Source organism: Mycobacterium sp. NGS63, from assembly GCF_059812295.1.
In genome coordinates this window covers 386,171-407,608 of the sequence record NZ_JCALCJ010000003.1, presented here as the reverse complement: position 1 = coordinate 407,608, position 21,438 = coordinate 386,171, and the positions used below count along the sequence as shown (strand labels likewise).

General features: G+C 68.9%; 17 protein-coding genes and 1 pseudogene. 11 read left to right on the top strand and 7 right to left on the bottom strand.

Translation table 11 applies throughout. The features are described from left to right. Positions 1–2 precede the first annotated feature (2 nt). Positions 3–1,586: a gamma-glutamyltransferase family protein gene (locus tag AC5Y4Z_RS08845; RefSeq protein WP_499962686.1), complete on the top strand. Its 1,584-nt coding sequence runs from the start codon at positions 3–5 to the stop codon at positions 1,584–1,586. Here the strand turns inward: AC5Y4Z_RS08845 and purD are convergent. Further along, on the bottom strand, positions 1,583–2,851 hold the full coding sequence (gene purD / locus AC5Y4Z_RS08840) for a phosphoribosylamine--glycine ligase (protein ID WP_499962684.1): 1,269 nt from the start codon (positions 2,849–2,851) through the stop codon (positions 1,583–1,585). The two genes, AC5Y4Z_RS08845 and purD, sit on opposite strands and share 4 nt — an antisense overlap. A 109-nt stretch (positions 2,852–2,960) precedes the next feature. After that, positions 2,961–4,145, bottom strand: a pseudogene (locus AC5Y4Z_RS08835) (serine hydrolase domain-containing protein). A gap of 140 nt (positions 4,146–4,285) precedes the next feature. Here AC5Y4Z_RS08835 and AC5Y4Z_RS08830 point away from each other — a divergent pair. Beyond that, positions 4,286–7,606 carry a helix-turn-helix transcriptional regulator gene (locus AC5Y4Z_RS08830; RefSeq protein WP_499962682.1) on the top strand — a complete coding sequence of 1,107 codons (3,321 nt, stop codon included), beginning with the start codon at positions 4,286–4,288 and terminating at the stop codon, positions 7,604–7,606. A gap of 97 nt (positions 7,607–7,703) precedes the next feature. Here AC5Y4Z_RS08830 and AC5Y4Z_RS08825 read toward each other — a convergent pair whose 3' ends face one another. From AC5Y4Z_RS08825 to AC5Y4Z_RS08810, 4 genes are read right to left on the bottom strand one after another with little or no spacing between them, the layout of a single operon-like run. Next, positions 7,704–8,141: a carboxymuconolactone decarboxylase family protein gene (locus AC5Y4Z_RS08825; protein WP_499962680.1), complete on the bottom strand. Its 438-nt coding sequence runs from the start codon at positions 8,139–8,141 to the stop codon at positions 7,704–7,706. After that, positions 8,141–9,001 carry an NAD(P)-dependent oxidoreductase gene (locus AC5Y4Z_RS08820; RefSeq protein ID WP_499962678.1) on the bottom strand — a complete coding sequence of 287 codons (861 nt, stop codon included), beginning with the start codon at positions 8,999–9,001 and terminating at the stop codon, positions 8,141–8,143. The genes AC5Y4Z_RS08825 and AC5Y4Z_RS08820 overlap by 1 nt, the downstream gene beginning before the upstream one ends. After that, positions 8,998–9,747, bottom strand: a complete 750-nt coding sequence (locus AC5Y4Z_RS08815) for an SDR family oxidoreductase (protein ID WP_499962677.1) — start codon at positions 9,745–9,747, stop codon at positions 8,998–9,000. The genes AC5Y4Z_RS08820 and AC5Y4Z_RS08815 overlap by 4 nt, the downstream gene beginning before the upstream one ends. 7 nt (positions 9,748–9,754) lie before the next feature. Continuing rightward, complete coding sequence (locus AC5Y4Z_RS08810; RefSeq protein WP_499962674.1) at positions 9,755–11,233, bottom strand: aldehyde dehydrogenase; 1,479 nt, start codon at positions 11,231–11,233, stop codon at positions 9,755–9,757. A gap of 184 nt (positions 11,234–11,417) precedes the next feature. Here AC5Y4Z_RS08810 and AC5Y4Z_RS08805 point away from each other — a divergent pair, with 184 nt between their 5' ends. The 9 genes from AC5Y4Z_RS08805 (at position 11,418) to AC5Y4Z_RS08765 (ending at position 19,987) form a co-directional block, all read left to right on the top strand. Next, positions 11,418–12,068, top strand: coding sequence for a TetR family transcriptional regulator (locus AC5Y4Z_RS08805; RefSeq protein WP_499962672.1), 651 nt, complete (start codon positions 11,418–11,420; stop codon positions 12,066–12,068). Continuing rightward, positions 12,065–13,285, top strand: coding sequence for a cytochrome P450 (locus AC5Y4Z_RS08800; RefSeq protein WP_499962670.1), 1,221 nt, complete (start codon positions 12,065–12,067; stop codon positions 13,283–13,285). Before AC5Y4Z_RS08805 ends, AC5Y4Z_RS08800 begins: the two co-directional genes overlap by 4 nt. Beyond that, positions 13,286–14,110 (top strand): SDR family oxidoreductase, encoded by an 825-nt coding sequence (locus tag AC5Y4Z_RS08795; protein ID WP_499962668.1) that lies wholly within the window; start codon positions 13,286–13,288, stop codon positions 14,108–14,110. Next, entirely contained in the window at positions 14,107–15,468 is a 1,362-nt protein-coding gene (gene cyp51 / locus AC5Y4Z_RS08790; protein ID WP_499962666.1) for a lanosterol 14-alpha demethylase, read from the top strand. The genes AC5Y4Z_RS08795 and cyp51 overlap by 4 nt, the downstream gene beginning before the upstream one ends. Positions 15,469–15,470: 2 nt before the next feature. Next, positions 15,471–15,677, top strand: a complete 207-nt coding sequence (gene fdx / locus AC5Y4Z_RS08785) for a ferredoxin Fdx (RefSeq protein WP_499962664.1) — start codon at positions 15,471–15,473, stop codon at positions 15,675–15,677. Positions 15,678–15,679: 2 nt separating this feature from the next. Beyond that, positions 15,680–16,234 (top strand): nuclear transport factor 2 family protein, encoded by a 555-nt coding sequence (locus tag AC5Y4Z_RS08780; RefSeq protein WP_499962662.1) that lies wholly within the window; start codon positions 15,680–15,682, stop codon positions 16,232–16,234. Positions 16,235–16,380: 146 nt separating this feature from the next. After that, positions 16,381–17,508 (top strand): NDMA-dependent alcohol dehydrogenase, encoded by a 1,128-nt coding sequence (locus AC5Y4Z_RS08775; RefSeq protein WP_499962660.1) that lies wholly within the window; start codon positions 16,381–16,383, stop codon positions 17,506–17,508. A gap of 18 nt (positions 17,509–17,526) precedes the next feature. Then, a complete protein-coding gene (locus AC5Y4Z_RS08770) occupies positions 17,527–19,542 on the top strand; it encodes an oxidoreductase (RefSeq protein ID WP_499962658.1) in 2,016 nt (671 codons plus the stop codon). Between the two features lie 16 nt (positions 19,543–19,558). Next, the gene (locus AC5Y4Z_RS08765) at positions 19,559–19,987 is read left to right on the top strand and encodes a ketosteroid isomerase family protein (RefSeq protein ID WP_499962657.1); all 429 of its coding nucleotides are present in this window, start codon (positions 19,559–19,561) and stop codon (positions 19,985–19,987) included. A 5-nt stretch (positions 19,988–19,992) separates the two neighbouring features. Here AC5Y4Z_RS08765 and AC5Y4Z_RS08760 read toward each other — a convergent pair whose 3' ends face one another. After that, positions 19,993–21,432: a hypothetical protein gene (locus AC5Y4Z_RS08760; protein WP_499962655.1), complete on the bottom strand. Its 1,440-nt coding sequence runs from the start codon at positions 21,430–21,432 to the stop codon at positions 19,993–19,995. Positions 21,433–21,438: the final 6 nt, after the last annotated feature.

The window sequence follows — 21,438 nt, the reverse complement described above, 5'->3', positions numbered from 1 at the left end:
GGGTGAGCGCACCGTTCGGCTGGAGCTTCCCCTACGCCTGGCCGCGAAAGCCCGTACTGGCGTCAAGCGTCGTGTGCACGTCACAACCCCTCGCCGCGCAGGCGGGCCTGCGCATGCTGGCCGAGGGCGGCAGCGCGGCCGACGCGGCGATCGCCACCGCGATCGCCCTGACCGTCGTCGAGCCGGTGTCCAACGGCATCGGCTCGGACGCCTTCGCGATCGTCTGGGACGGACGGCGACTGCACGGGCTCAACGCATCGGGCCGCTCGCCGGCGGCGTGGACGCCGGAGTACTTCGGCGGCAACGACGTTCCCGCCCTGGGCTGGAATTCGGTGACGGTGCCCGGGGCGGTGTCGGCGTGGGCCGAGCTGCACGCCAAATTCGGCAAGCTTCCGTTTGAGCGGCTGTTCGAGCCCGCGATCTCCTATGGCCGCAACGGTTTTCTGGTTTCGCCCACAGTCGCGGAGCAGTGGGCCGCCCAGGTACCGCTGTTCAAGGACCAGCCCGGCTTCGCGCAGGCATTCCTGCCCGGCGGGCGCGCGCCCAAACCCGGTGAGCTGTTCACGTTTTCCGACCACGCCGCCACGCTGGAGAAGATCGCCGCGACCCGCGGCGAGGCGTTCTACCGCGGCGAACTGGCGGTCACGCTCGAGGCGCACGCCCTGGCCAACGGCGGGGCCATGCGGTCCGGCGACCTCGCCGCCCACCGCGCCGACTGGGTCGGCACGATCGACGCCGACTACCGCGGATACACGGTGCACGAGATACCGCCCAACGGCCAGGGCATCGTGGCGCTGATCGCGCTGGGCATCCTGGAGCACTTCGACATGTCCTCGCTGGCAGCCGATTCCGCCGACAGCGTGCACCTGCAGATCGAAGCGGTGAAGCTGGCCTTCGCCGACGCGCTGGCCTATGTCGCCGACATCGACCACATGGCGCTGCCCCCGCAGCGGCTGCTGGACCCCGAGTACCTCAAGCAGCGGGCCGGGCTCATCGACCGGACGCGGGCCACGCCGGCGTCCGTGGGCACGCCGGGCGGGGGCACCGTGTACCTGACGGCGGCGGACGCCGACGGGGTGATGGTGTCGATGATCCAGTCGAACTACATGGGGTTCGGCTCCGGAGTGGTGGTGCCCGGCACCGGAATCTCGCTGCAGAACAGGGGCACCCATTTCGTCTGCGACCCGGCGCACCCCAATTGCGTTGGGCCTAACAAGCGTCCGTACCACACGATCATCCCCGCGTTCGTGACGAAGCACGGCGCGCCGGTGATGAGCTTCGGGGTGATGGGCGGCATGATGCAACCGCAGGGCCACGTGCAGGTGATGGTGCGCATCGCCGACCACGGGCAGAATCCCCAGGCGGCCTGCGACGGCCCACGGTTCCGGTGGGTGCACGGCCTGCAGGTCAGCTGCGAACCGGGCTTCCCGCCGTCGACGCTGAACGAGTTGCAGCGGCGCGGGCACGAACTGATCACCGTCGACGACTACAACGAATTCGGCAGCTGCCAGGCGATCTGGCGCCTCGACGACGGGTACCTGGCGGTCAGCGACCCGCGCCGCGACGGCCAGGCCGTCGGCTTCTAGACGCTGATCCTGCCCTCCGCCGCGGCGAGGGCGATGTCGGTGCGAAAGTGGCTGCCGGGCAGCCTGATCGAGCCCAGGATGTCGTAGGCCGCCGCGCGCGCGGCGGACAGGTCCGCGCCGGTGCCCACCACCGACAGGACCCGGCCGCCCGACGACACGACCGCGCCGTCGTCGCGCCGCGCCGTTCCCGCGTGCAGCACCCCGTCGGCCTCGGAGCCGACGACGACGTCGCCGACCCGGGGGCGCCCGGGGTAGCTCTCAGCCGCCAGCACCACCGTCACCGCGGCGCCGTCGCGCCAGCGCAACTCGCCGAAGTCGGCCAGCCTGCCCGACCCCGCCGCATAGAGCAGCTCCCCCAGCGGCGACTCGAGCAGGGCCAGCACCGCCTGCGTCTCGGGATCACCGAAGCGGCAGTTGAATTCGACGACCGCGGGCCCCTTGGCCGTGATCGCCAGCCCGACGTAGAGCAATCCGCTGAACGGGCTGCCCCGCCGAACCAGTTCGGCGGCAACGGGTTCGACGATGCCGGTGACCACGTCTCGGTACAGGGTCTCGGGTAGCCATGGCAGCGGCGCGTAGGCACCCATGCCGCCGGTGTTGGGGCCGGTGTCGCCGTCGCCGACGCGCTTGAAGTCCTGCGCGGGCAGCAGCGGCACGACGGTGCGGCCGTCGACGACGCAGAACAGCGACACCTCGGGGCCGTCCAGGAAAGACTCCAGCAGCACCGGATGCCCCGACTCCAGCAGTCCGGCGGCGTGCGCGCGCGCGACCTCACGGTCGGGCGTCACCACCACGCCCTTGCCGGCGGCCAGGCGGTCGTCCTTCACCACCCAGGCCGGGTCGCCCGCGGGGGGCCCGAAGCGGTCCAGGGCGGCGTCCAAACGCGCTGGGCTGTCGACGGTTTCGCTGGTCGCGGTGCGCACGCCCGCCGCGGCCATGACCTCCTTCGCGAACGCCTTGGAGCCCTCGATGCGGGCGGCGTCCTTGCCGGGCCCGAAGCAGACGATGCCGGCGGCGCGCACGGCGTCGGCCACCCCGAGCACCAGCGGCACCTCGGGACCGATGACCACCATGTCCGCCCGAACCTGACGCGCCAGGGCCACGACGTCCTCGCCGGAGGTGATGTCGACGTCGCGCTGCTCGGCCAGCCGCGCGGTGCCGGCGTTGCCAGGGGCGACGGCCAGGCCGGTGACCTGGGGGTCACGGCGCAGCGCCAGCAGCAGCGCATGCTCACGGGCACCGGAACCGATCACCAGGACGCGCACGACACGTCACTTTAGCGGCCGGTCACGCACCTATGCCGAGCAGACGCATAATCGCACGTTTCGCTGCCGAAGAATGCGATTCTGCGTCTGCTCGGCAAGCGGGTGGGCCTTACAGGGCCTGATAGATCAGGCGCGTGTACTTGCGGGTGCGCTCGGTTCCGGCGGAGGTGACCTGTCCCATCTTGTTCATCACGTAGGCGAAGGTGGCGCGGCGCTCCGGGTTCATGACCGCCATCGAGCCACCCCAGCCGCCCCAGTAGCAGATCTTCTCGTCGGGGATGTCCGGCACCGCCTCGGGGAGGGGCAGCGCGAAACCCACGCCCCACCGTGCCGGCATCGCCAGCACCAGGTCGGTGCCGTTGACTTGCTCTTCGAAGATCAGGTCGATGGTGTCGGGGCTGAGCAGCCGAACTCCGTTGACGCTGCCCCCCAACGAAATCGGCGACAGTACCCGGACCAGCGACCGCGCGTTGCCGTGGCCGTTGGCCGACCCGATGTCCGCCCGGCGCCACGCGGTCGTCTCGGCCGCCAACGCGGATTCCGGGATCGGCGGCACCGCGGCGAACGTCTTGTACATCGGGTGGTCATGAGGCACCGCGGCGAGCGGCACATCCAGCGGTGGCGGTGGCACCAGTTGCGCGATGCGGGCGTCGTCTTCGGGCGCGGCGCCGATCTGAAAGTCGGCGCCCAGCGGTCCGGCAATCTCCTCGCGCACAAACTGTTTCAGCGACTTGCCCGTGATGCGCCGCACGATCTCCCCGATCAGGTGGCCGCTGGTGACGGCGTGATAGCCCGACGCGGTGCCGGGTTGCCACCACGGCGCCTGGGCGGCCAGTTGCGAGGTGGACTTGTCCCAGTCGTAGATGTCCTCGAGGGTGAAGGGCATCTCTCAGCCGGACACCCCCGAGGTGTGGCTCAGGATGTGGCGCACCTCGACCCGGTCCTTGCCGTTGGCCGCGAATTCGGGCCAGTACTTCGCGACCGGTGCGAACGGATCGAGCAGCCCGCGGTCGACGAGCATCAGCGCCGCCAGCGCCGTGACATTCTTGGTGCTGGAGAAGACGTTGACGATGGTGTCTTTCGTCCATTCGGTGGTTTTCGCCCTGTCGGCGTGCCCGCCCCAGATGTCTACGACGAGCTCGCCGTCGACGTCGACGGCGATGGCGGCGCCGAGCTCGCCACCGGTGGTGACTTCGTCGGCCAGCGCGGCGACGAGGTCTTCGAAGCGGCTGTCGTAGTGCCCGTGCAGGACGCCCGTCGTGAAGTGGGCGTCGATCAGGGTTTGGCTTGTCATTGGTGACCTCCTTGAGTCGAGGAGCCCACTATCCGACGGATCGCGGCACAGAACATTCGCCAAATGGCCTAGATCCCGCGCGGACGCTCACGACGGCGTTGTAGGCGTTTGTGCCGATGTTTGCCCGGTGCGGTCGTCGCATGCTGGCTAACATGACTGAGACCGATCGACGCGCGGACACGCCACCACTGAATTGGAGCGACTTGGGCGTAAGCGAGCTCCCGACCGGAACGGTGACGTTGCTACTGGCCGACGTCGAGGGCTCCACGCGGCTGTGGCAGACCCGGGCCGACGAGATGAGCGCGGCCATTGCGCGCCTGGACCGCGCGGTGTCGGACCTGGTGGCCCAGCACGGCGGGGTCCGTCCGGTGGAGCAGGGTGAGGGCGACAGCTTCGTGGTGGCCTTCGCCCGCGCCAGCGACGCTGCCGGCTTTGCCCTGAAGTTGCAACGGACGCCGCTGTCGCCGATCAGCTTGCGGATCGGCCTGCATACCGGCGAAGTGCAGCTGCGCGACGAGGCAAACTACGTCGGGCCCACGATTAACCGCGCCGCACGCCTGCGCGACCTGGCGCATGGGGGCCAGACCGTGTTGTCGGCCACGACGAGTGATCTGCTCGCCGACGGGCTTCCCGAAGATGCGTGGCTGGTCGACCTGGGCACCCACCCGTTGCGGGACCTGCCCCGCCCCGAACGGGTGGCGCAGCTTTGTCACGCCAATTTGCGCAACGACTTTCCTTCGCTGCGGGCGGCGAAAGCCACTGGAATACACCATCTTCCGCCGCAGTTGACGAGTTTCGTCGGCCGCGGCGCCGAAACCGACACCGTGCGAAGGCTGGTGGACGGCAACCGATTGGTGACGCTGACCGGCGCGGGCGGCGTGGGCAAGACGCGGTTGGCGGTGCGGGTCGCCGACGAGATGGGCGGCGAATTTGCGGACGGGGTTTGGTATGCCGATCTGGCGCCGATCACCGACCCGGATGTCGTACCCGTCGCTGTCACGCGCGCTTTGGGGCTGCCCGACCAGGCGGGGCGGTCGACGATGGAGACGCTGACCCGCGCCGTCGCCGATCGGCACCTGCTGATCGTGCTGGACAACTGCGAGCACCTGATCGACGCGTGTGCCTCGCTGATCGTCGCGCTGCTGGGGGCCTGCCCGGCGGTGAGCATCCTCGCCACCAGCCGCGAGCCGATCCGGGTGGCGGGCGAAGTCGCCTGGGCGGTGCCGTCGCTGTCGCTGGCCGACGAGGCGATCGCGCTGTTCACCGACCGCGCCCGCCAGGTGCGGCCCGAGTTCGTTGTGACCGGGGAGAACTCGGCCACGGTGACCGAGATCTGCGAGCGCCTGGACGGCATACCCTTGGCGATCGAGCTGGCGGCCGCACGGGTTCGCGCCCTGTCGCTGACACAGATTCTGGACAGCCTGCACAACCGGTTCCGGCTGCTGACCGGCGGCGCCCGAACGGCCGTGCGCCGCCAGCAGACGCTGCGGGCGTCGGTGGACTGGTCGCACGAGCTGTTGACCGAGCCCGAGCGTGTCCTGTTCGGTCGGGCGGGGGCGTTCATGGGTGGCTTCGACCTCGAGGCGGCGCAAGCCGTGTGCGGTGGAAGCGACGTCGAGAGCTATCAGACCCTCGATCAGCTCACCCTGCTCATCGACAAGTCGCTCATCGCGGCCGAAGACACCAACTTCGGGACGCGATACCGGATGCTCGAGACGGTGCGCCAGTACGCGCTGGAAAAGCTCGTCGAGTCCGGCGAAGCCGACGCGGTGCGCGCCCGCCATCGCGACCACTACGCCGGGCTCGCGTCACTACTCGACGCCCCGGGCCGCTCCGGCCATCAGCGCCGCGTCGAACAGGCCGAAATCGAGATGGACAACCTGCGAGCGGCGTTCGCGTGGTGCCGCGAAAACGGTGAGACCGTAGCCGCATTGCAGCTCGCATCGGCGTTGCAGCCGTTGTGGGTAAGCCGCGGCCGCGTGCGGGAGGGAACGGCCTGGTTCGACGCCGCGCTCGCCGAGTCCACGGCTCACGGCGCCGAGGTGCCGCCCACGGCGCGCGCCCGGGCCCTTGCCGACAAGGCCACACTCGACGCCACGCAAAACATCCACGACAACGTGGAGCAGGCTTTCGCGGCGCTGGCGATCTCGCGCGAGCTCGACGATCCGGCGTTGTTGGTGCGCGCGCTGCTTGGTTGCGGTGCGCTCGCCGCCTACGACGCCGCGAGAGCCCAACCGTATTTCGACGAGGCGCTCGGCTTGGCGCGCCGGTTGGACGACGACTGGAGCTTGAGCCAGATCCTCGCGTACCAAGCGTTCGCGGCGGTCACCGGGAAGGGCGACGCAATCGAGGCGCGGGCTGCCGGCGAAGAAGGGCGCGACATCGCCAACGCGATCGGCGACGGATACAACTCGCGCATGTGCCGCTGGTGCGTGGCGCTAGCGCAGTGGTGGCGTGGCGATCTCCGCGAAGCCACGGCTGAATTCAGCGATTTGGTCGCAGAGTCCGAAGCGGCGCACGACGACGTCTGGAGGATGTCCAGCCTCGTCAGCCTGGGCCACATGCTGGCCTACTCCGGCGACACGGCCGCAGCCCGGGCCGCCGCGGGTGCAGCCGTGGACGCGGCGGCAGACCTCGGCCCGTTCAATCAAGGCTTCGCCTATGCGGCGTTGGCCGTCGCGAACCTGGCCGCCGGTGACGTCGACGCGTCGGCCGAGGCCGGCGAGACAGCCTGGCGGCTCATGAAAGTCCAGCCCGAGCTGGCCGTCGTCAACGTCCTGCCGCTTGCCGACGTCGCGCTCGTGCGGGGAGACCTGGCCGCGGCCCGTCGTTGGGCCGACGACGCCGTCGCCGTGGCACCCGGCGTTCACAAGATACAGGCGCTGGCCACCCGCGCGCGTGTTGCGATCGCCCAGGACAACCCCGATCAGGCTGAGCGTGACGCCCGCGACGCCCTTTCGCGCGCCGCCAATCTCGAGGGGCAATGGATTGTCCCTGATGTCCTCGAGTGTCTCGCCACGCTGGCTGTCGGCACCGGCAGCTATCAAGAAGCGGCCCGCCTGTCCGGGGCCGCACACGCGCTCCGTAGCCGCACCGGCTTCGTGCGCTTCAAGATCTATGACGCCGCCCATGATGCGGTAGTGGCTGCGCTGCGTGACTCCTTGGGCGACAGAGAATCTGAGAGCGCCTGGGCCGAGGGTGAGGCGCTGTCGATCGACGAAGCCATCGCCTATGCGCAACGCGGCCGCGGCGAACGCAAGCGACCGTCAACCGGTTGGGAATCGCTGACTCCCGCCGAGATCAACGTCGTCAAACTGGTCAGCGAAGGGCTTTCGAACAAGGACATCGCCGAGCGCCTGTTCGTGTCCGCGCGCACCGTGCAGGCCCACCTCAGCCACGTCTACGCGAAGCTCGGCATCAGCTCGAGAGTGCAACTCGCCCAAGAGGCTTCGCGCCACTGACCCCTCGATCCGCCGAACGTGAAGCTGTGGCGGGCTTCCGGGGATTCGCGGCGAAAATCTCGCCACAGCTTCACGCTCGGCGAGTGGATAGTTTTGCTCAGTCGCGTTTGGCGCCCCGGTGCATGTTGACGGCGGCATCCACGTTGGCCTTCTTGTCCTCCCCGGCGCCCTTCGCCGCGGCCTTCTTGCGCTTTGCGATGACGGTGTCGACCGCGCCGTTGAGCGCGCTTCCCAGGGGGAAGCCGAGGTAGTGGGTCAAGAAGACCGCCATCTCCTTGAGTTCGGTCTCGCTGAGCTCCCCGTTGAGCAGCGCGGCGTTGATCTGAATCTCGGCCAGGTCGCGGCTTCCGATCGCGGTCACCGCCGTCAGCGTCATGATGCGCTTGTCGCGCATCGACAGTCCGGGTCGCGTCCAGATGCTGCCGAACAGGTGATCGACGGTCAGGTCGAAGTACGCGTCGCCCTCGACGTTGGGCATCTCCCAGCCGTAGACCTCGTTCATTTTCTCGAGGCCCTTGCGGCGCAGCTCGTCCATCACGCCTCTTTCTCTGTGTGCGGTACCCCGAGCCCGGCGGCCAGCCCGTCGTAGGCCAACCGGGCCAACGGCAGGTCGACGGAGACCGCCTCGCCCAGCGCCAGCGCCAGGCTCAGATCCTTCTCTCCCAGACCTCGGGCGTGCACGAAGGGTTCGTACAGGAAGCTTTCCGGCTCAATGTCTTTCATGTCGTCGCGCACCATGATCGCCCCAGCCCCGCTGGTGAGCGCGTCGGTGTGGCGCACCACCCGGCCCAGCGCCTGCAGGTCCAGTCCCGCCGCCTCGGCCAGCTTCATGGCCTCGCACGCCGCGGCGTAGGAGGTGAACGTCAACATGTTGCGGGCCAGCTTCATTCGCGTCCCCGCACCGGGGTCGCCGGCGTGGATGACCAGCGACGCCCAATGTTTGAATGCCGGCTTGATCCGCTCGTACACCTCACGCTCGGCGCCCACCATGGTGGCCAGCTCGCCCTTCGCGGCGGCGGCGGCCCCGCCGCTCACCGGTGCGTCGACGATGTGGATGTCGCGCGGTTTCAGCTCTCGGGCCAACTCCACGGCGGTGGTGTCGCTGATCGTCGAGTGGATCGCGATGACCGTGCCGGGCTTGGCGTGGGCCGCCAGCTCGCCGACGACCTCGCGCACCTGGGCGTCGTTGAGCACGGTGATGTGGACGAGGTCGGCGGCGGCGGCGATGTCGGCGACGCTGTCGGCCAGGCCGGCGCCCTTTTCGACCAGCGGTGTCATCGCCTCGGTCCGGATGTCGTAAACCGTTACCCCGCCGGGCCATTCGGTCATCTTCGTGGCCATCGGGGCGCCCATGTTGCCCAGCCCGATGTATCCCAGACGCAGGTGCTCGCTCATGACCGGATCACCTGCCCGCCGTCGACGTTGAAGATCTGCCCGGTGATCCACGCCGCCTCGTCGGACAGCAGGAACAGGCACATCCCGACCAGGTCCGCGGGAGTTCCCATGCGGGACAGCGGCAGGCCCTTGACGATGTCGTCGACCATCTCCTTGGGCGTGGTGGTCCGGTTGGCCTCGGTGTCGATCGGGCCGGGCGCGATCGCGTTGATCCGGATGTTCTGGCCGCCGAGTTCGCGCGAAAGCTGTTGGGTCAGGCCGTTGATGCCGACCTTGGCCAGTGCGTAGTAGTTCGCGTACAGCCACGCCGCGGTCGACGACTGGTTGACGATCGCGCCGCCGCCGCGCTTGGCCATCTTCTTGTACACCGCGCGGGTGCACCACAGCGCGCCGTCGAGGTTGACGCTCATGAACTTCTTGTAGTACTCGGGGTCGATGGTGAGCAGGAAGTCCAGCTTCATGCCACCGAAGATCGCGGCGTTGTTGACGAGGTAGTCGATGCCGCCGAACTCGGCCAGCGTGCGGTCGGCCATCGCCTTGGCCGACGCCGGGTCGGACACGTCGACCGGAACGGCCAGGGCCGTGCCGCCGTCGGCAACGATCTGCTTGGCCACGCCCTCGGCGGCCTCGGCGTTGATGTCGGCCACCACCACCGCCGCGCCCTCGCGCGCGAGCGCCTCGGCGTACGCCTGGCCGATGCCGCCACCGGAACCGGTGACGATGGCTACCTTGTTCTCGAACCGCATGCCGCTCCTAATTCACCGCTGTAGCAATGGTTTTGACTTCGAGGTACTCCTCGAAACCGGCCAGGCCCATCTCGCGTCCGTTCCCGGACTGCTTGTACCCGCCGAACGGCGCGTCCGCGGAGTACCAGACGCCGCCGTTGACGTTGATGGTGCCCGCCCGGATCCGCCCGGCAACCGCGGCGGCCCGGTCCGGGTCGGCGCCGAAGACGGTGCCCGACAACCCGTACGGTGAGTCGTTGGCGATGCGCACGGCGTCGTCGTCGCCGTCGTGCGGGATGACCGTGAGCACCGGCCCGAAGATCTCCTCCCGCGCGACGCGGGCGTCGTTGCCCAGGCCCGCGATCACGGTGGGCTCGATGAAGAAGCCGACCTCGCGGTCCGCCGGGCGGCCACCGCCGCACGCGAACGTCCCGCCCTCGGCGACGGCGGAGTCGAGGTAGCCCTGCACCCGGTCGCGTTGCCGCGCCGAAATCAGCGGCCCGCAAACGGTTCCCGGGTCGTTGGGGTCGCCGGGCTTGATCCCGCCCAGCGTGGCGGCCGCGATCGAGACGGCCTCGTCGTAGCGGGCCCGCGGCACCAACAGCCGAGTGGTGATCGCGCAGCCCTGCCCGGCGTGCATGCAGACCGAGAACCCCGCCATCGAGACGGCACCGCCCAGGTCGGCGTCGTCGAGCACGATGAAGGCCGACTTGCCGCCCAGCTCCAGGAACACCTTCTTGATGGTGGCGGCGCCGTCGGCCATCACGCTGCGACCGGTGGCCGTGGAGCCGGTGAACGAAACCATGTCCACGCGTGGGTCTTTGGCCAGCATGGCGCCGACGCCGTGGTCGCTCGAGGTGACGATGTTGACGACCCCCGGCGGAAAATCGGTGTGCTCGACGATGAGCGCGCCCAGCACCGCCGCGCACCACGGCGTGTCCGGCGCGGGCTTGAGCACCACGGTGTTGCCCGCCGCCAGTGCGGGACCCAGCTTGGCGAGGTTGATCTGATGCGGAAAGTTCCACGGCGTGATGGCGCCGACGACCCCGACGGCCTCCCGAGCGACGGTGCGCCGGGTCGGGATGCCCATCGGCGACGCCTGGCCGAGATCGGTGTTCCACTCGTAGGACTCGGCCGTGTCGGCCGCGAACGACAGGTCGTTGACCGGCACCTCCAGCTGCGCGATCGCGGTCAACATGCGCGGGGCGCCGACCTCGGCGATGGTGATCTCGCGCAGTTCCTCGAGATGCTCTTTCATCGCGTCGCGCAGCTGCCGCACGCAGCGCACCCGCAACTCGGTGTTGCGCGACCAGTCCGTGTCGTCGAAGGCACGCCGCGCGGCGTCGATGGCGCGACCCATGTCGGCGGCGTCGGCGTCGGCGGCGACCCCCAGCACTTCCTCGGTCGCCGGGTTGATCGTCGGGAAGGTGCCGGCGCTGCCGGGCGACAACTTGCCGTCGATGAACAGTGCGCTCGCGCCGTCGGCCAACAGGGACTTTTGGGTCATCTTCGCTCCCGCCTTTGGGCCCATTGACACAGCCAAGTGAGTGGACAGTTGTCCGATATCGCCGGTTCGAACCCTAGCTTCCCGGTCGTCACTGGTGCAAGGGCACGTTTGTTCATAGACCCATTACCTGCGTCTTTGCCTCACAAGCTTGCTTCCCGGCGGCGGCGTCCGATAGCTTGGACATGTGTCCAGCGATGCACTGGCTACGATCGCATCCCACGCCGACCGCCAGACCGGAGCAACTTTGCGCAACCGTCGCCAGGAGGAGACCTTCCGCAAGGTACTCGCCGCCGGCATAGAAACCCTGCGCGAGAAGTCGTATGCCGATCTGACCGTGCGCGCCGTGGCGGCCCGCGCCAAGGTGGCGCCGGCGACGGCCTACACCTACTTCTCGTCGAAGAACCACCTGATCGCCGAGGTCTACCTCGACCTGGTCCGGCAGGTCCCCTACTTCACCGACGTGAACGACCCCATGCCCGTGCGGGTGGACCAGACGCTGCGCCACCTGGCGTTGGTGGTCGCCGACGAGCCGGAGGTGGGGGCGGCCTGCACGACCGCGCTGCTCGGCGGGGGCGCCGATCCCGCGGTGAGCGCCGCGCGCGACCGGATCGGCGCGGAGATCCACCGCCGCATCGCGTCGGCCATCGGGCCGGGCGCCAACCCCGCCACCGTGTCCGCGCTCGAGATGGCCTTCTTCGGCGCACTCGTGCAGGCCGGCAGCGGCGAGGTCACCTACCGCGGCATCGCCGACCGGCTGGGCTACGTGGTGGGCCTCATCCTGGCCGGCGCGGGCGAGACCGGTCTCGAAACCAACGACAGCGGGGACGAGCGATGACCGTGCACGTCGGCGACCACGAGCTGGTCCTGGACCCCTACGACTACGACTTCCACGAGGACCCGTATCCGTACTACCAGCGGCTGCGCGACGAGGCTCCGCTGTATCGCAACGAGGACCTCAACTTCTGGGCGTTGTCGCGGCACAGCGATGTGTGGCAGGGGTTCCGCAACAGCACCACGCTGTCCAACCGCGACGGGGTGTCGCTGGACCCGGTGTCGCGCGGACCGCACGCGTCGAAGACGATGTCGTTCCTGGCCATGGACGATCCCGCCCACCTGCGCCTGCGCACGCTGGTGTCGAAAGGCTTTACCCCACGCCGGATCCGCGAACTCGAACCGAGCGTCACCGAGCTCGCCGTGCAGCACCTCGACACCATGCTGGAGCGCGCCGCCGCGGGCGAAACCGTCGACTATGTAGCCGAATTCGCCGGCAAGCTGCCAATGGACGTGATCTCCGAGCTCATGGGCGTGCCGGTGGCCGACCGCGACCGGATCCGCGCCATGGCCGACGGCGTGATGCACCGCGAGGACGGGGTCAACGACGTGCCGGCCTCGGCGATCGAGGCGTCGATCAACCTGATCGTCTACTACCAGGAGATGATCGCCGAGCGCCGCAAGCAGCCCACCGAGGATCTGACCTCGGCGCTGCTGGACGCCGAGATCGACGGCGACCGGCTCACCGACGAGGAAGTCCTCGGCTTCATGTTCCTGATGGTGATCGCCGGCAACGAGACGACCACCAAACTCCTTGCCAACGCCGCCTTTTGGGGCCACAAGAACCCCGACCAACTGACCCCGGTCTACGCGGACCTGTCCCGGGTGCCGCTATGGGTCGAGGAGACGCTGCGCTACGACACCTCCAGCCAGATCCTGGCCCGCACCGTCTCCGGCGAACTCAACCTCTACGACACCACCATCCCCGAGGGCGACGTGGTGCTCTTGCTGCCGGGTTCGGCGCACCGTGACGAGCGGGTCTTCGACGACCCCGACGACTATGTGATCGGGCGCGAAATCGGGCCCAAGCTATTGAGTTTCGGTAGTGGCGCACACTTCTGCCTGGGCGCGCATCTGGCGCGGATGGAAGCCCGGGTGGCGCTGACCGAGTTGTTCAAGCGAATCCGCGGATATGAGGTGGACGAGGCCAACGCCGTCCGCGTCCACTCGAGCAATGTCCGCGGGTTCGCTCACCTACCCATGAGCGTGGAGGTCCGCTGAATGCCCCGCTTTGACCCCCTGCCCGAGCGCCGGCCGGCGATCGTGGCCGGCGCCTCCTCGGGCATCGGGGAGGCCACCGCGATCGAACTCGCGGCACACGGCTTCCCCGTGGCCCTGGGCGCCCGCCGGGTGGAGAAGCTCAACGACATCGTCGGCAAGATCAACGCCGACGGCGGCGAGGCCGTGGGATTCCACCTGGACGTGACCGACCCGAACTCGGTGAAATCCTTTGTCGCACAGTCGGTCGAGGCGCTCGGCGAGATCGAGGTGCTGGTGGCCGGCGCCGGCGACACCTACTTCGGCAAGCTCGCCGAGATCAGCACCGACGAGTTCGAGTCGCAGCTGCAGATCCACCTCGTCGGCGCCAACCGGCTGGCCTCAGCCGTCCTCCCCGGCATGCTCGAGCGACAGCGCGGCGACCTGATCTTCGTCGGTTCCGACGTGGCCCTGCGCCAGCGGCCGCACATGGGCGCCTACGGCGCCGCCAAGGCCGCGCTCGTCGCGATGGTCACCAACTTCCAGATGGAGCTGGAGGGCACCGGCGTGCGCGCCTCGATCGTGCACCCGGGCCCGACCAAGACGTCGATGGGCTGGAGCCTGCCGGCCGACAAGATCGGGCCCGCGCTCGAGGACTGGGCCAAGTGGGGCCAGGCCCGCCACGACTACTTCCTGCGCGCGGCCGACCTGGCACGGGCCATCACGTTCGTCGCCGAGACACCGCGCGGCGGCTTCATCGCGAACATGGAGCTTCAGCCCGAAGCCCCGTTGGCCGACAACAAAGGTCGCCAGAAACTCGCGCTCGGCGAAGAGGGGATGCCGTCATGACCAGCACAGCCATCGTGCCGCGGGTTTCCGGCGGCGAAGAAGACCACGGCCATCTCGAGGAATTCCGCACCGACCCCATCGGTTTGATGAAGCGCGTCCGCGACGAGTGCGGTGACGTCGGCTGGTTCCAACTGGTCGACAAGCACGTCATCCTGCTGTCGGGGGCCGGCGCCAACGAATTCTTCTTCCGTTCCGCCGACGAGGATCTGGACCAGGCCGAGGCGTACCCGTTCATGACGCCGATCTTCGGCAAGGGCGTGGTGTTCGACGCCAGCCCCGAGCGTCGCAAGGAGATGCTGCACAACTCGGCGCTGCGCGGCGAGCAGATGAAGGGCCACGCCGCCACCATCGAGGGCGAAGTCAAGAAGATGATCGCCGGCTGGGGACCCGAAGGCGAGATCGAGCTGCTGGACTTCTTCGCCGAGCTGACCATCTACACCTCGACGGCCTGCCTGATCGGGCTGAAGTTCCGCGAGCAGCTCGACCATCGCTTCGCCGAGTACTACCACGAGCTGGAGCGCGGCACCGACCCGCTGTGCTACGTCGACCCGTACCTGCCGATCGACAGCTTCCGGCGCCGTGACGAGGCCCGCGTCAAGCTCGTCGCGCTGGTGCAGGAGATCATGGACCGCCGGCTGGCCAACCCGCCGAAGGACAAGGCCGACCGCGACATGCTCGACGTGCTGGTCTCGATCCGCGACGAAGACGGCAATCCGCGGTTCTCCGCCGACGAGGTCACCGGGATGTTCATCTCGCTGATGTTCGCCGGACACCACACCAGCTCGGGCACCTCGGCCTGGACGTTGATCGAGCTGATCCGCCACCCCGAGGTGTACGCCGAGGTGCTGGCCGAGCTCGAGGAGCTCTACGCCGACGGCCAGGAGGTGAGTTTCCATGCGCTGCGGTCGATTCCGAAGCTGGACAACGTGGTCAAGGAGACCCTGCGGCTGCACCCGCCGCTGATCATCCTGATGCGGGTCGCCAAGGGCGAGTTCGAGGTCGAGGGCTTTCCGATCCACGCCGGTGACTATGTCGCGGCGTCCCCGGCGATCTCCAACCGCATCCCCGAGGACTTCCCCGACCCCGACGCGTTCCGGCCCGATCGTTACAACAAGCCCGAGCAGGCCGACATCGTCAACCGGTGGACCTGGATTCCGTTCGGCGCCGGGCGGCACCGCTGCGTCGGCGCGGCGTTCGCCCAGATGCAGATCAAGGCGATCTTCTCGGTCCTGTTGCGCGAGTACGAGTTCGAGATGGCGCAGCCCGCGGACAGCTACCACAACGACCACTCCAAGATGGTGGTGCAGCTCGCCCGGCCGGCGAAGGTCCGCTACCGCAAGCGCAGCACCGGAGCATAGCCGTGGGTTACCGAGTCGAGGCCGATTTGGACCTGTGCCAGGGACACGCCATGTGCGAGCTGGAGGCGCCCGACTACTTCCGGGTCCCCAAGCGAGGCAAGGTCGAGATCCTCAACCCCGAACCGCCCGTCGACGCCCGCGACGAAGTCGAGCGCGCGGTCGAGATGTGCCCAACGCAAGCACTACTCATCAAAGAGAAAGAAGACTGAGGATGGCGTCACACTCCCGTGAAGACCTCGAGGCATGGGTCGACCGCTGGCTGCAGGCCAACAAGGACTGCGAGAAGGCCGGTGACTGGCGGCCGCTGGCGGACTTCTACACCAAGGACGCGACCTACGGCTGGAACATCGGCCCCAAGGAAGACGTGATGTGCGTCGGCGTCGACGAGATTCGCGACATCGCGCTGGGCCTGGAGATGGAGGGCCTGGAGAACTGGGTGTACGAGTACCAGAAGGTGCTCATCGACGAGAAGCAGGGCGAGATCGTCGGCTTCTGGAAGCAGATCGTCAACAAGACCGACGGCACCCGGGGCGAGATCTACGGCATCGGCGGCAGCTGGTTCCGCCTTACCGAAATAGACGGGGCGCGGCTCATCGAGTGGCAGCGCGACTTCTTCGACTTCGGTCACGTCGCCAAGATGTTCGCGACCCTCATCGAGTCCGGCGACCTGTCCGCCGGCATGCAGAGGCGGATCGAGCGCAGCGTCGCCGGCGAGAAGCTGCCGGGCTACTACCCGCTCGGCCAGGCGCCGGTCCCGATCTGGTGATCGGGTGCGAGACCAACCAAGCATTTGATTCGTTGCACACGCTATGCTGACGCCACAGGGGTGCCCTGTGGCATCCGTCACCAGCGCTGCCAGGCAGGACGGGTCGGGCAGTCTCACTTCAAAGGCGAAATGGGGTCAGGTCCAACGTGAAGACAAAAGGCGCACTGATCTGGGAGTTCAACCAGCCGTGGTCCATCGAGGAGATCGAGATCGGCGACCCGCAAGCGCACGAGGTCAAGATCCAGATGGAGGCGGCGGGCATGTGCCACTCCGACCACCACCTGGTCACCGGCGGGATCCCGATGGCCGGCTTCCCGGTGCTCGGCGGGCATGAGGGCGCCGGCATCGTCACCGAGGTCGGGCCCGGCGTAGAAGACCTCGCCCCGGGCGACCACGTGGTGCTGTCGTTCATCCCGTCCTGCGGGACCTGTCCGACCTGCCAGGCGGGCATGCGCAACCTGTGCGACCTGGGCGCGGGGTTGCTGGGCGGCCAGGCCGTTTCCGACGGCACCTTCCGCATCCAGGCCCGCGGCCAGAACGTCTTTCCGATGACGCTGCTGGGCACGTTCTCGCCGTACATGGTCGTGCACCGCGCCTCGGTGGTGAAGATCGACCCGTCGGTGCCGTTCGAGGTCGCCGCGCTGGTGGGCTGCGGCGTCACCACCGGCTACGGCTCGGCGGTCCGCACCGCCGACATCCGCCCGGGCCAGGACGTCGCCATCGTCGGCGTGGGCGGCGTCGGCATGGCCGCCCTGCAGGGTGCCGTCAACGCCGGTGCCCGCTACATCTTCGCGATCGACCCGGTCGAGTGGAAGCGCGACCAGGCCCTCAAGTTCGGCGCCACCCACGTCTACCCCGACATCGAGGCCGCGCTGATGGGCATGGCCGAGGTCACCTACGGCCTGATGGCGCACAAGGTGATCGTCACGGTCGGTGAACTGCACGGCGCCGACATCGACAACTACCTGAACATCACCGCCAAGGGCGGCACCTGCGTGGCCACCGCCATCGGCAGCCTGCTGGACACCAACGTGACGCTGAACCTGGCGATGCTGACCCTGATGCAGAAGAACCTGCAGGGCACTATCTTCGGCGGCGGCAACCCGCAGTACGACATCCCGCAGCTGTTGTCGATGTACAAGGCGGGCAAGCTCAACCTCGACGACATGGTCACCACCCAGTACCGCCTGGAGCAGATCAATGACGGCTACCAGGACATGCTGGACGGCAAGAACATTCGCGGCGTCATCCGCTACACCGACGCCGATCGGTAAGCACCCGTCAGCCCGCCGGTGAGCACCGGCTTTCCGCATCTGCTGGCGCCGGGACGAATCGGCGCCATGACGGTGCGCAACCGGGTGGTCATGTCTCCCATGGAGACGATGTACGGCACCCGCGACGGGCTGCCCTCGCAGCGCACCCGCGACTACTTCGCCGCGCGCGCCGAGGGCGGGGTCGGGCTGATCACGTTGGGCGCCACCGGGATCGACCACCACCATCCCGAAACTCCGGGCGGGCTGCACCTGGGTACCGACGACGCGGTCGCGGCGCACCGGGCGCTGGTCGAGGCGGTGCACGAACACCGCGCCAAGATCCAGCCCCAGCTGGTGCACGCCGGGCCCGACGGGCTCGGTCCGGAGATGTTCGGCGTCACCTCGCTGGGGCCGTCGGTGATTCCGTCCTACCTGACCGGGCACCCGTCGGCCGAGATCAGCACGCACCAACTGGGCGAGGTGTTCGACCTGTTCCGGGCGGCGGCGCGGCGCGCCGCGGAGGCCGGCTACGACGGCATCGAGCTGCACGCCGCGCACGGCTACATGCTGCTCGGGTCTTTCCTTGCCCCGCAACGCAACCGGCGCATCGACGACTATCGGGGTGACTCGCCGCGCGGCCGGGTGCGGGTGGTGCTCGAGGCGCTGGCCGCGATCCGCTCAGAGATCGGCGACGCCCTGCCGATCACGTTGCGCATCTCCGGCTACGAGCGGGTCGCGGGGGGCCGGCCGATCCACGAGACCGCGCGGCTGGCACCCGAACTCGTCGCGGCCGGCGTGAGCGCGTTTCACGTCAGCGGCGGGGTGATCGATCGGCTGGTCACCGGGATGGTCAACGGCGCCGACGACGGCGACGAGCTCAACGTCGGCGCGGCGGCCGCGGTCAAGCAGGCGGTCGACGTGCCGGTGATCGCCGTGGGCCGCATTCACGACCCGGCCCGGGCCGAGCGGATCCTGGCCGAGGGGCGGGCCGATTTCATCGCAATGGGCCGTCCGCTGCTGGCCGACCCCGACCTGCCCCGCAAGCTGCGCTCCGGCCATGCGCACCGGGTCCGCAAGTGCATCTCCTGCGAAAACTGCATCGACGCAATGGAACAGCGCTTTTCCGTCGATTGCGCCGTCAATCCCCGCACCGGCAAGGAACGCGAACTGGCCGCGCCCCGCGCCGGGCGGGCCAAGCGGGTGGCGGTGATCGGTGGCGGGCCAGCCGGGCTGGAGGCCGCCCGCGTGGCCGCCGAGCGTGGCCACCGGGTCACGCTCTACGAGCGCGGCGGTCAGCTCGGCGGCGCGCTGCGCTGGGCGTCGGTGCTGCATCCGGAGAACCAGCCGTTCCTGCGCTACCTGCGCGACGAGATCAGGCGCAGCGCCGTGAAAATCCGCCTGAATAAGTGCGTTTCGGTCGACGACGTCGTGTGGGCCGCACCGGACGCGGTGGTGGTGGCCACCGGCGGCCACGTAGCGGTGCCCGACATTCCCGGCGCGGACCTACCGCACGTGCACACCGGGCCCGGGTTGCGCGAGTGGCTCGACGGGCGGCTATTCGCCGGCCGGCGGCAGCGGCTGGTGCGCCCCGCCGCGGTGCGCCTCGCGGCCCGGGCCTGGATGCCGGTGGGCCGGCGGGTCGCCGTCGTCGGCGGCGACCTGGTCGCGCTGGAGCTCGCCGAGTTCCTGGCGGCGCGAGGCCGGCAGGTGTCGATCCTCGAGTCGGGCAACGACATTGCCCCGGAAGTGGGCAACAAGCGCAAGACCGAGCACATGGATCGGCTCGACCGGCTCGGTGTCACCGTGCACGTCCGCGGGGCCGTCGAGCGCATCACGACGCAGGCCGTGGTGTTCACGCCCGCCGGCGGCGCGCCACGGCACCTGCCCGCCGACAGCGTCGTCATCGCCGGCACGGTCCAGCCGGACACCCGCCTGTTCGACGCCGTCGTCGCCGCGATGCCGGGCGCCGAGGTGTATGCCGCCGGCGACTGCGGCGGCCTCGGACTCATCCGCAAAGCCACCGAGGAGGGCGCACGCGCCGCGTGTGCTATCTAGTGACAGGAGAACACAAATGACCGAAACCGAGCAATCCCAGGCCTCCCCCGCCCTGGCCGCCTCGCACGCGTCGTGGCGCTGCGTGCAGGCCCACGACCGCGAGGGCTGGCTGGCGCTGATGGCCGACGACATCGTCGTCGAAGACCCGATCGGCAAGTCGGTCACCAACCCCGACGGCACCGGGGTGCGGGGCAAGGAGGCCGTGAGCGCCTTCTTCGACTCCAACATCGCGGCCAATCAGCTGACGATCACCTGCGAGGAGACGTTCCCGTCCAGCTCCCCCCACGAGGTAGCCCATATCCTGGTGCTGCACAGCAAGTTCGAGGGCGGCTTCACCAGCAAGGTGCGCGGGGTGTTCACCTACAAGGTCAACGACGCGGGCCTGATCACCAACCTGCGCGGCTTCTGGAACCTCGACGTCATGGAGTTCGGCAAGGAGGAGTAGGCCCCTCAGCCGATGCGCCCGAGCCCGGTGATGTTGCCCTGCATCGCCCTACCGTCCATCAGGACCATGGTCGGCGTCTCGATCGGATCGCTGAGGATGGTCGCCGACTTCGGCTGCTCCCACAACAGCGCGCCCGTGCCGGCGTCGACCACGCCATAGGCGAAGATGTCCAGCGGCGTGGTCCGGTCCAACCCGATCCGGGTGATGGTGTAGAGCAGACCGTCGGCGGCGGACAGGTGCGGTAGCGCCGCGCTACGAACCCTGTTCTCCCACACCGTATGACAGCCCGGGTTGTCGACGTCCACCCTGGTCATGCCGCCGACAAACGGCGCCGTCGGCGGGACCGCGGGCCCCGCGTTCGGCGGAACCGTCGGGTAGGGGTAGCCGTAGGTCCCCGACACGAACACCGAGTTCCCCAGCCCGATCGGCGCGTTCTCGCTGCCCGGGCCGCCCTGGGTCAAAACCGTTTGCTGACAAATCAATTGGCCGGTTCCGGACTGGTAGACCAGCGCGTGCACCTGAGGGGTGGCGTTGTCGACGATCGTCAGATAGTCGGCGCCCGTCGTCGGGCCGAAGTACACGGGCGTGGAGCCGGTCCCCCAGCTCAGCTGCCCGGGCTTGCGGGCGGGGCCGCGGTCATAGGCCGCGCGCCAAAGGATTTGCGGGTTGCCGGCGATGTCGAGGTTCAGCTCGTAGAGGGCGAACGTGGTCGCCACGGCGACGCGACCCCTTGGCGCCGCCGAGATGCTGTTGGCCACCTGTTCGCCGGCGGGCAGCTGCAGGGTGGCGACGCCGCCGCCCGTCTTGGCCACCCCCACCACGCCGTTGCCGGTGGCGAACCAGACGTTGCCCGCGTAGTCGGGGACCAGACCCACCGAGCCGTCGCCGGCCGGTATCGCGCCCGACAGGTCGGTGGTCTCGGTGACGGTCAGCTTCCACAGACCGAGCGGCCCCTGTCTGGCGTGGGCAACGCGCAGCAGTTGGTTGTTCCCATCGATCATCACCACCTGGTTGTTGTTGTCCAAGTAGGCATAGACACCGCCCAGCAGGGTGCCCTTGGCGACCTGCAGCTTGGCCAGCGGAACGAAGATCGGGGCGACGCCGCCGGGATCGATCAAGAAGATGGTCGGGATCTGGGTGACGTCGTTGGTGCACAACGCCAGCACCAGGCCGTCGGTGCCCTGCATGATCGTCGGGCAGGCCGCCAGCAGCGGGTAGCCGAAGATCGGGTTCAGGTGGGCGCCGGGGCCGGGAAGCGGTCCCGCGTCGGAGGATTCGGCGTCGTTGTGCAGCGACGCGAGGCCCAGCGGCGCCATGAACGGGTTGGGCGTCGCGAACGGCCCCCAGGCGGCGGCCCCTCGCGCGGGCGACGGGACGGATGCCGAGACGAGGGTCGGCGCAAAGGCCACCGCGCACGCGGCCAGCAACGCCACCGGAAACCGCACGGAGGT

Bases quoted from the DNA above. Each gene is read 5' to 3' on its own strand.
- cyp51 (WP_499962666.1), top strand. From the start codon at position 14,107: ATGACCAGCACAGCCATCGTGCCGCGGGTTTCCGGCGGCGAAGAAGAC.
- AC5Y4Z_RS08800 (WP_499962670.1), top strand. From the start codon at position 12,065: ATGACCGTGCACGTCGGCGACCACGAGCTGGTCCTGGACCCCTACGAC.
- AC5Y4Z_RS08820 (WP_499962678.1), bottom strand. From the start codon at position 9,001: ATGAGCGAGCACCTGCGTCTGGGATACATCGGGCTGGGCAACATGGGC.
- AC5Y4Z_RS08825 (WP_499962680.1), bottom strand. From the start codon at position 8,141: ATGGACGAGCTGCGCCGCAAGGGCCTCGAGAAAATGAACGAGGTCTAC.
- AC5Y4Z_RS08780 (WP_499962662.1), top strand. From the start codon at position 15,680: ATGGCGTCACACTCCCGTGAAGACCTCGAGGCATGGGTCGACCGCTGG.
- AC5Y4Z_RS08830 (WP_499962682.1), top strand. From the start codon at position 4,286: ATGCTGGCTAACATGACTGAGACCGATCGACGCGCGGACACGCCACCA.
- AC5Y4Z_RS08810 (WP_499962674.1), bottom strand. From the start codon at position 11,233: ATGACCCAAAAGTCCCTGTTGGCCGACGGCGCGAGCGCACTGTTCATC.
- AC5Y4Z_RS08765 (WP_499962657.1), top strand. From the start codon at position 19,559: ATGACCGAAACCGAGCAATCCCAGGCCTCCCCCGCCCTGGCCGCCTCG.
- AC5Y4Z_RS08795 (WP_499962668.1), top strand. From the start codon at position 13,286: ATGCCCCGCTTTGACCCCCTGCCCGAGCGCCGGCCGGCGATCGTGGCC.
- AC5Y4Z_RS08815 (WP_499962677.1), bottom strand. From the start codon at position 9,747: ATGCGGTTCGAGAACAAGGTAGCCATCGTCACCGGTTCCGGTGGCGGC.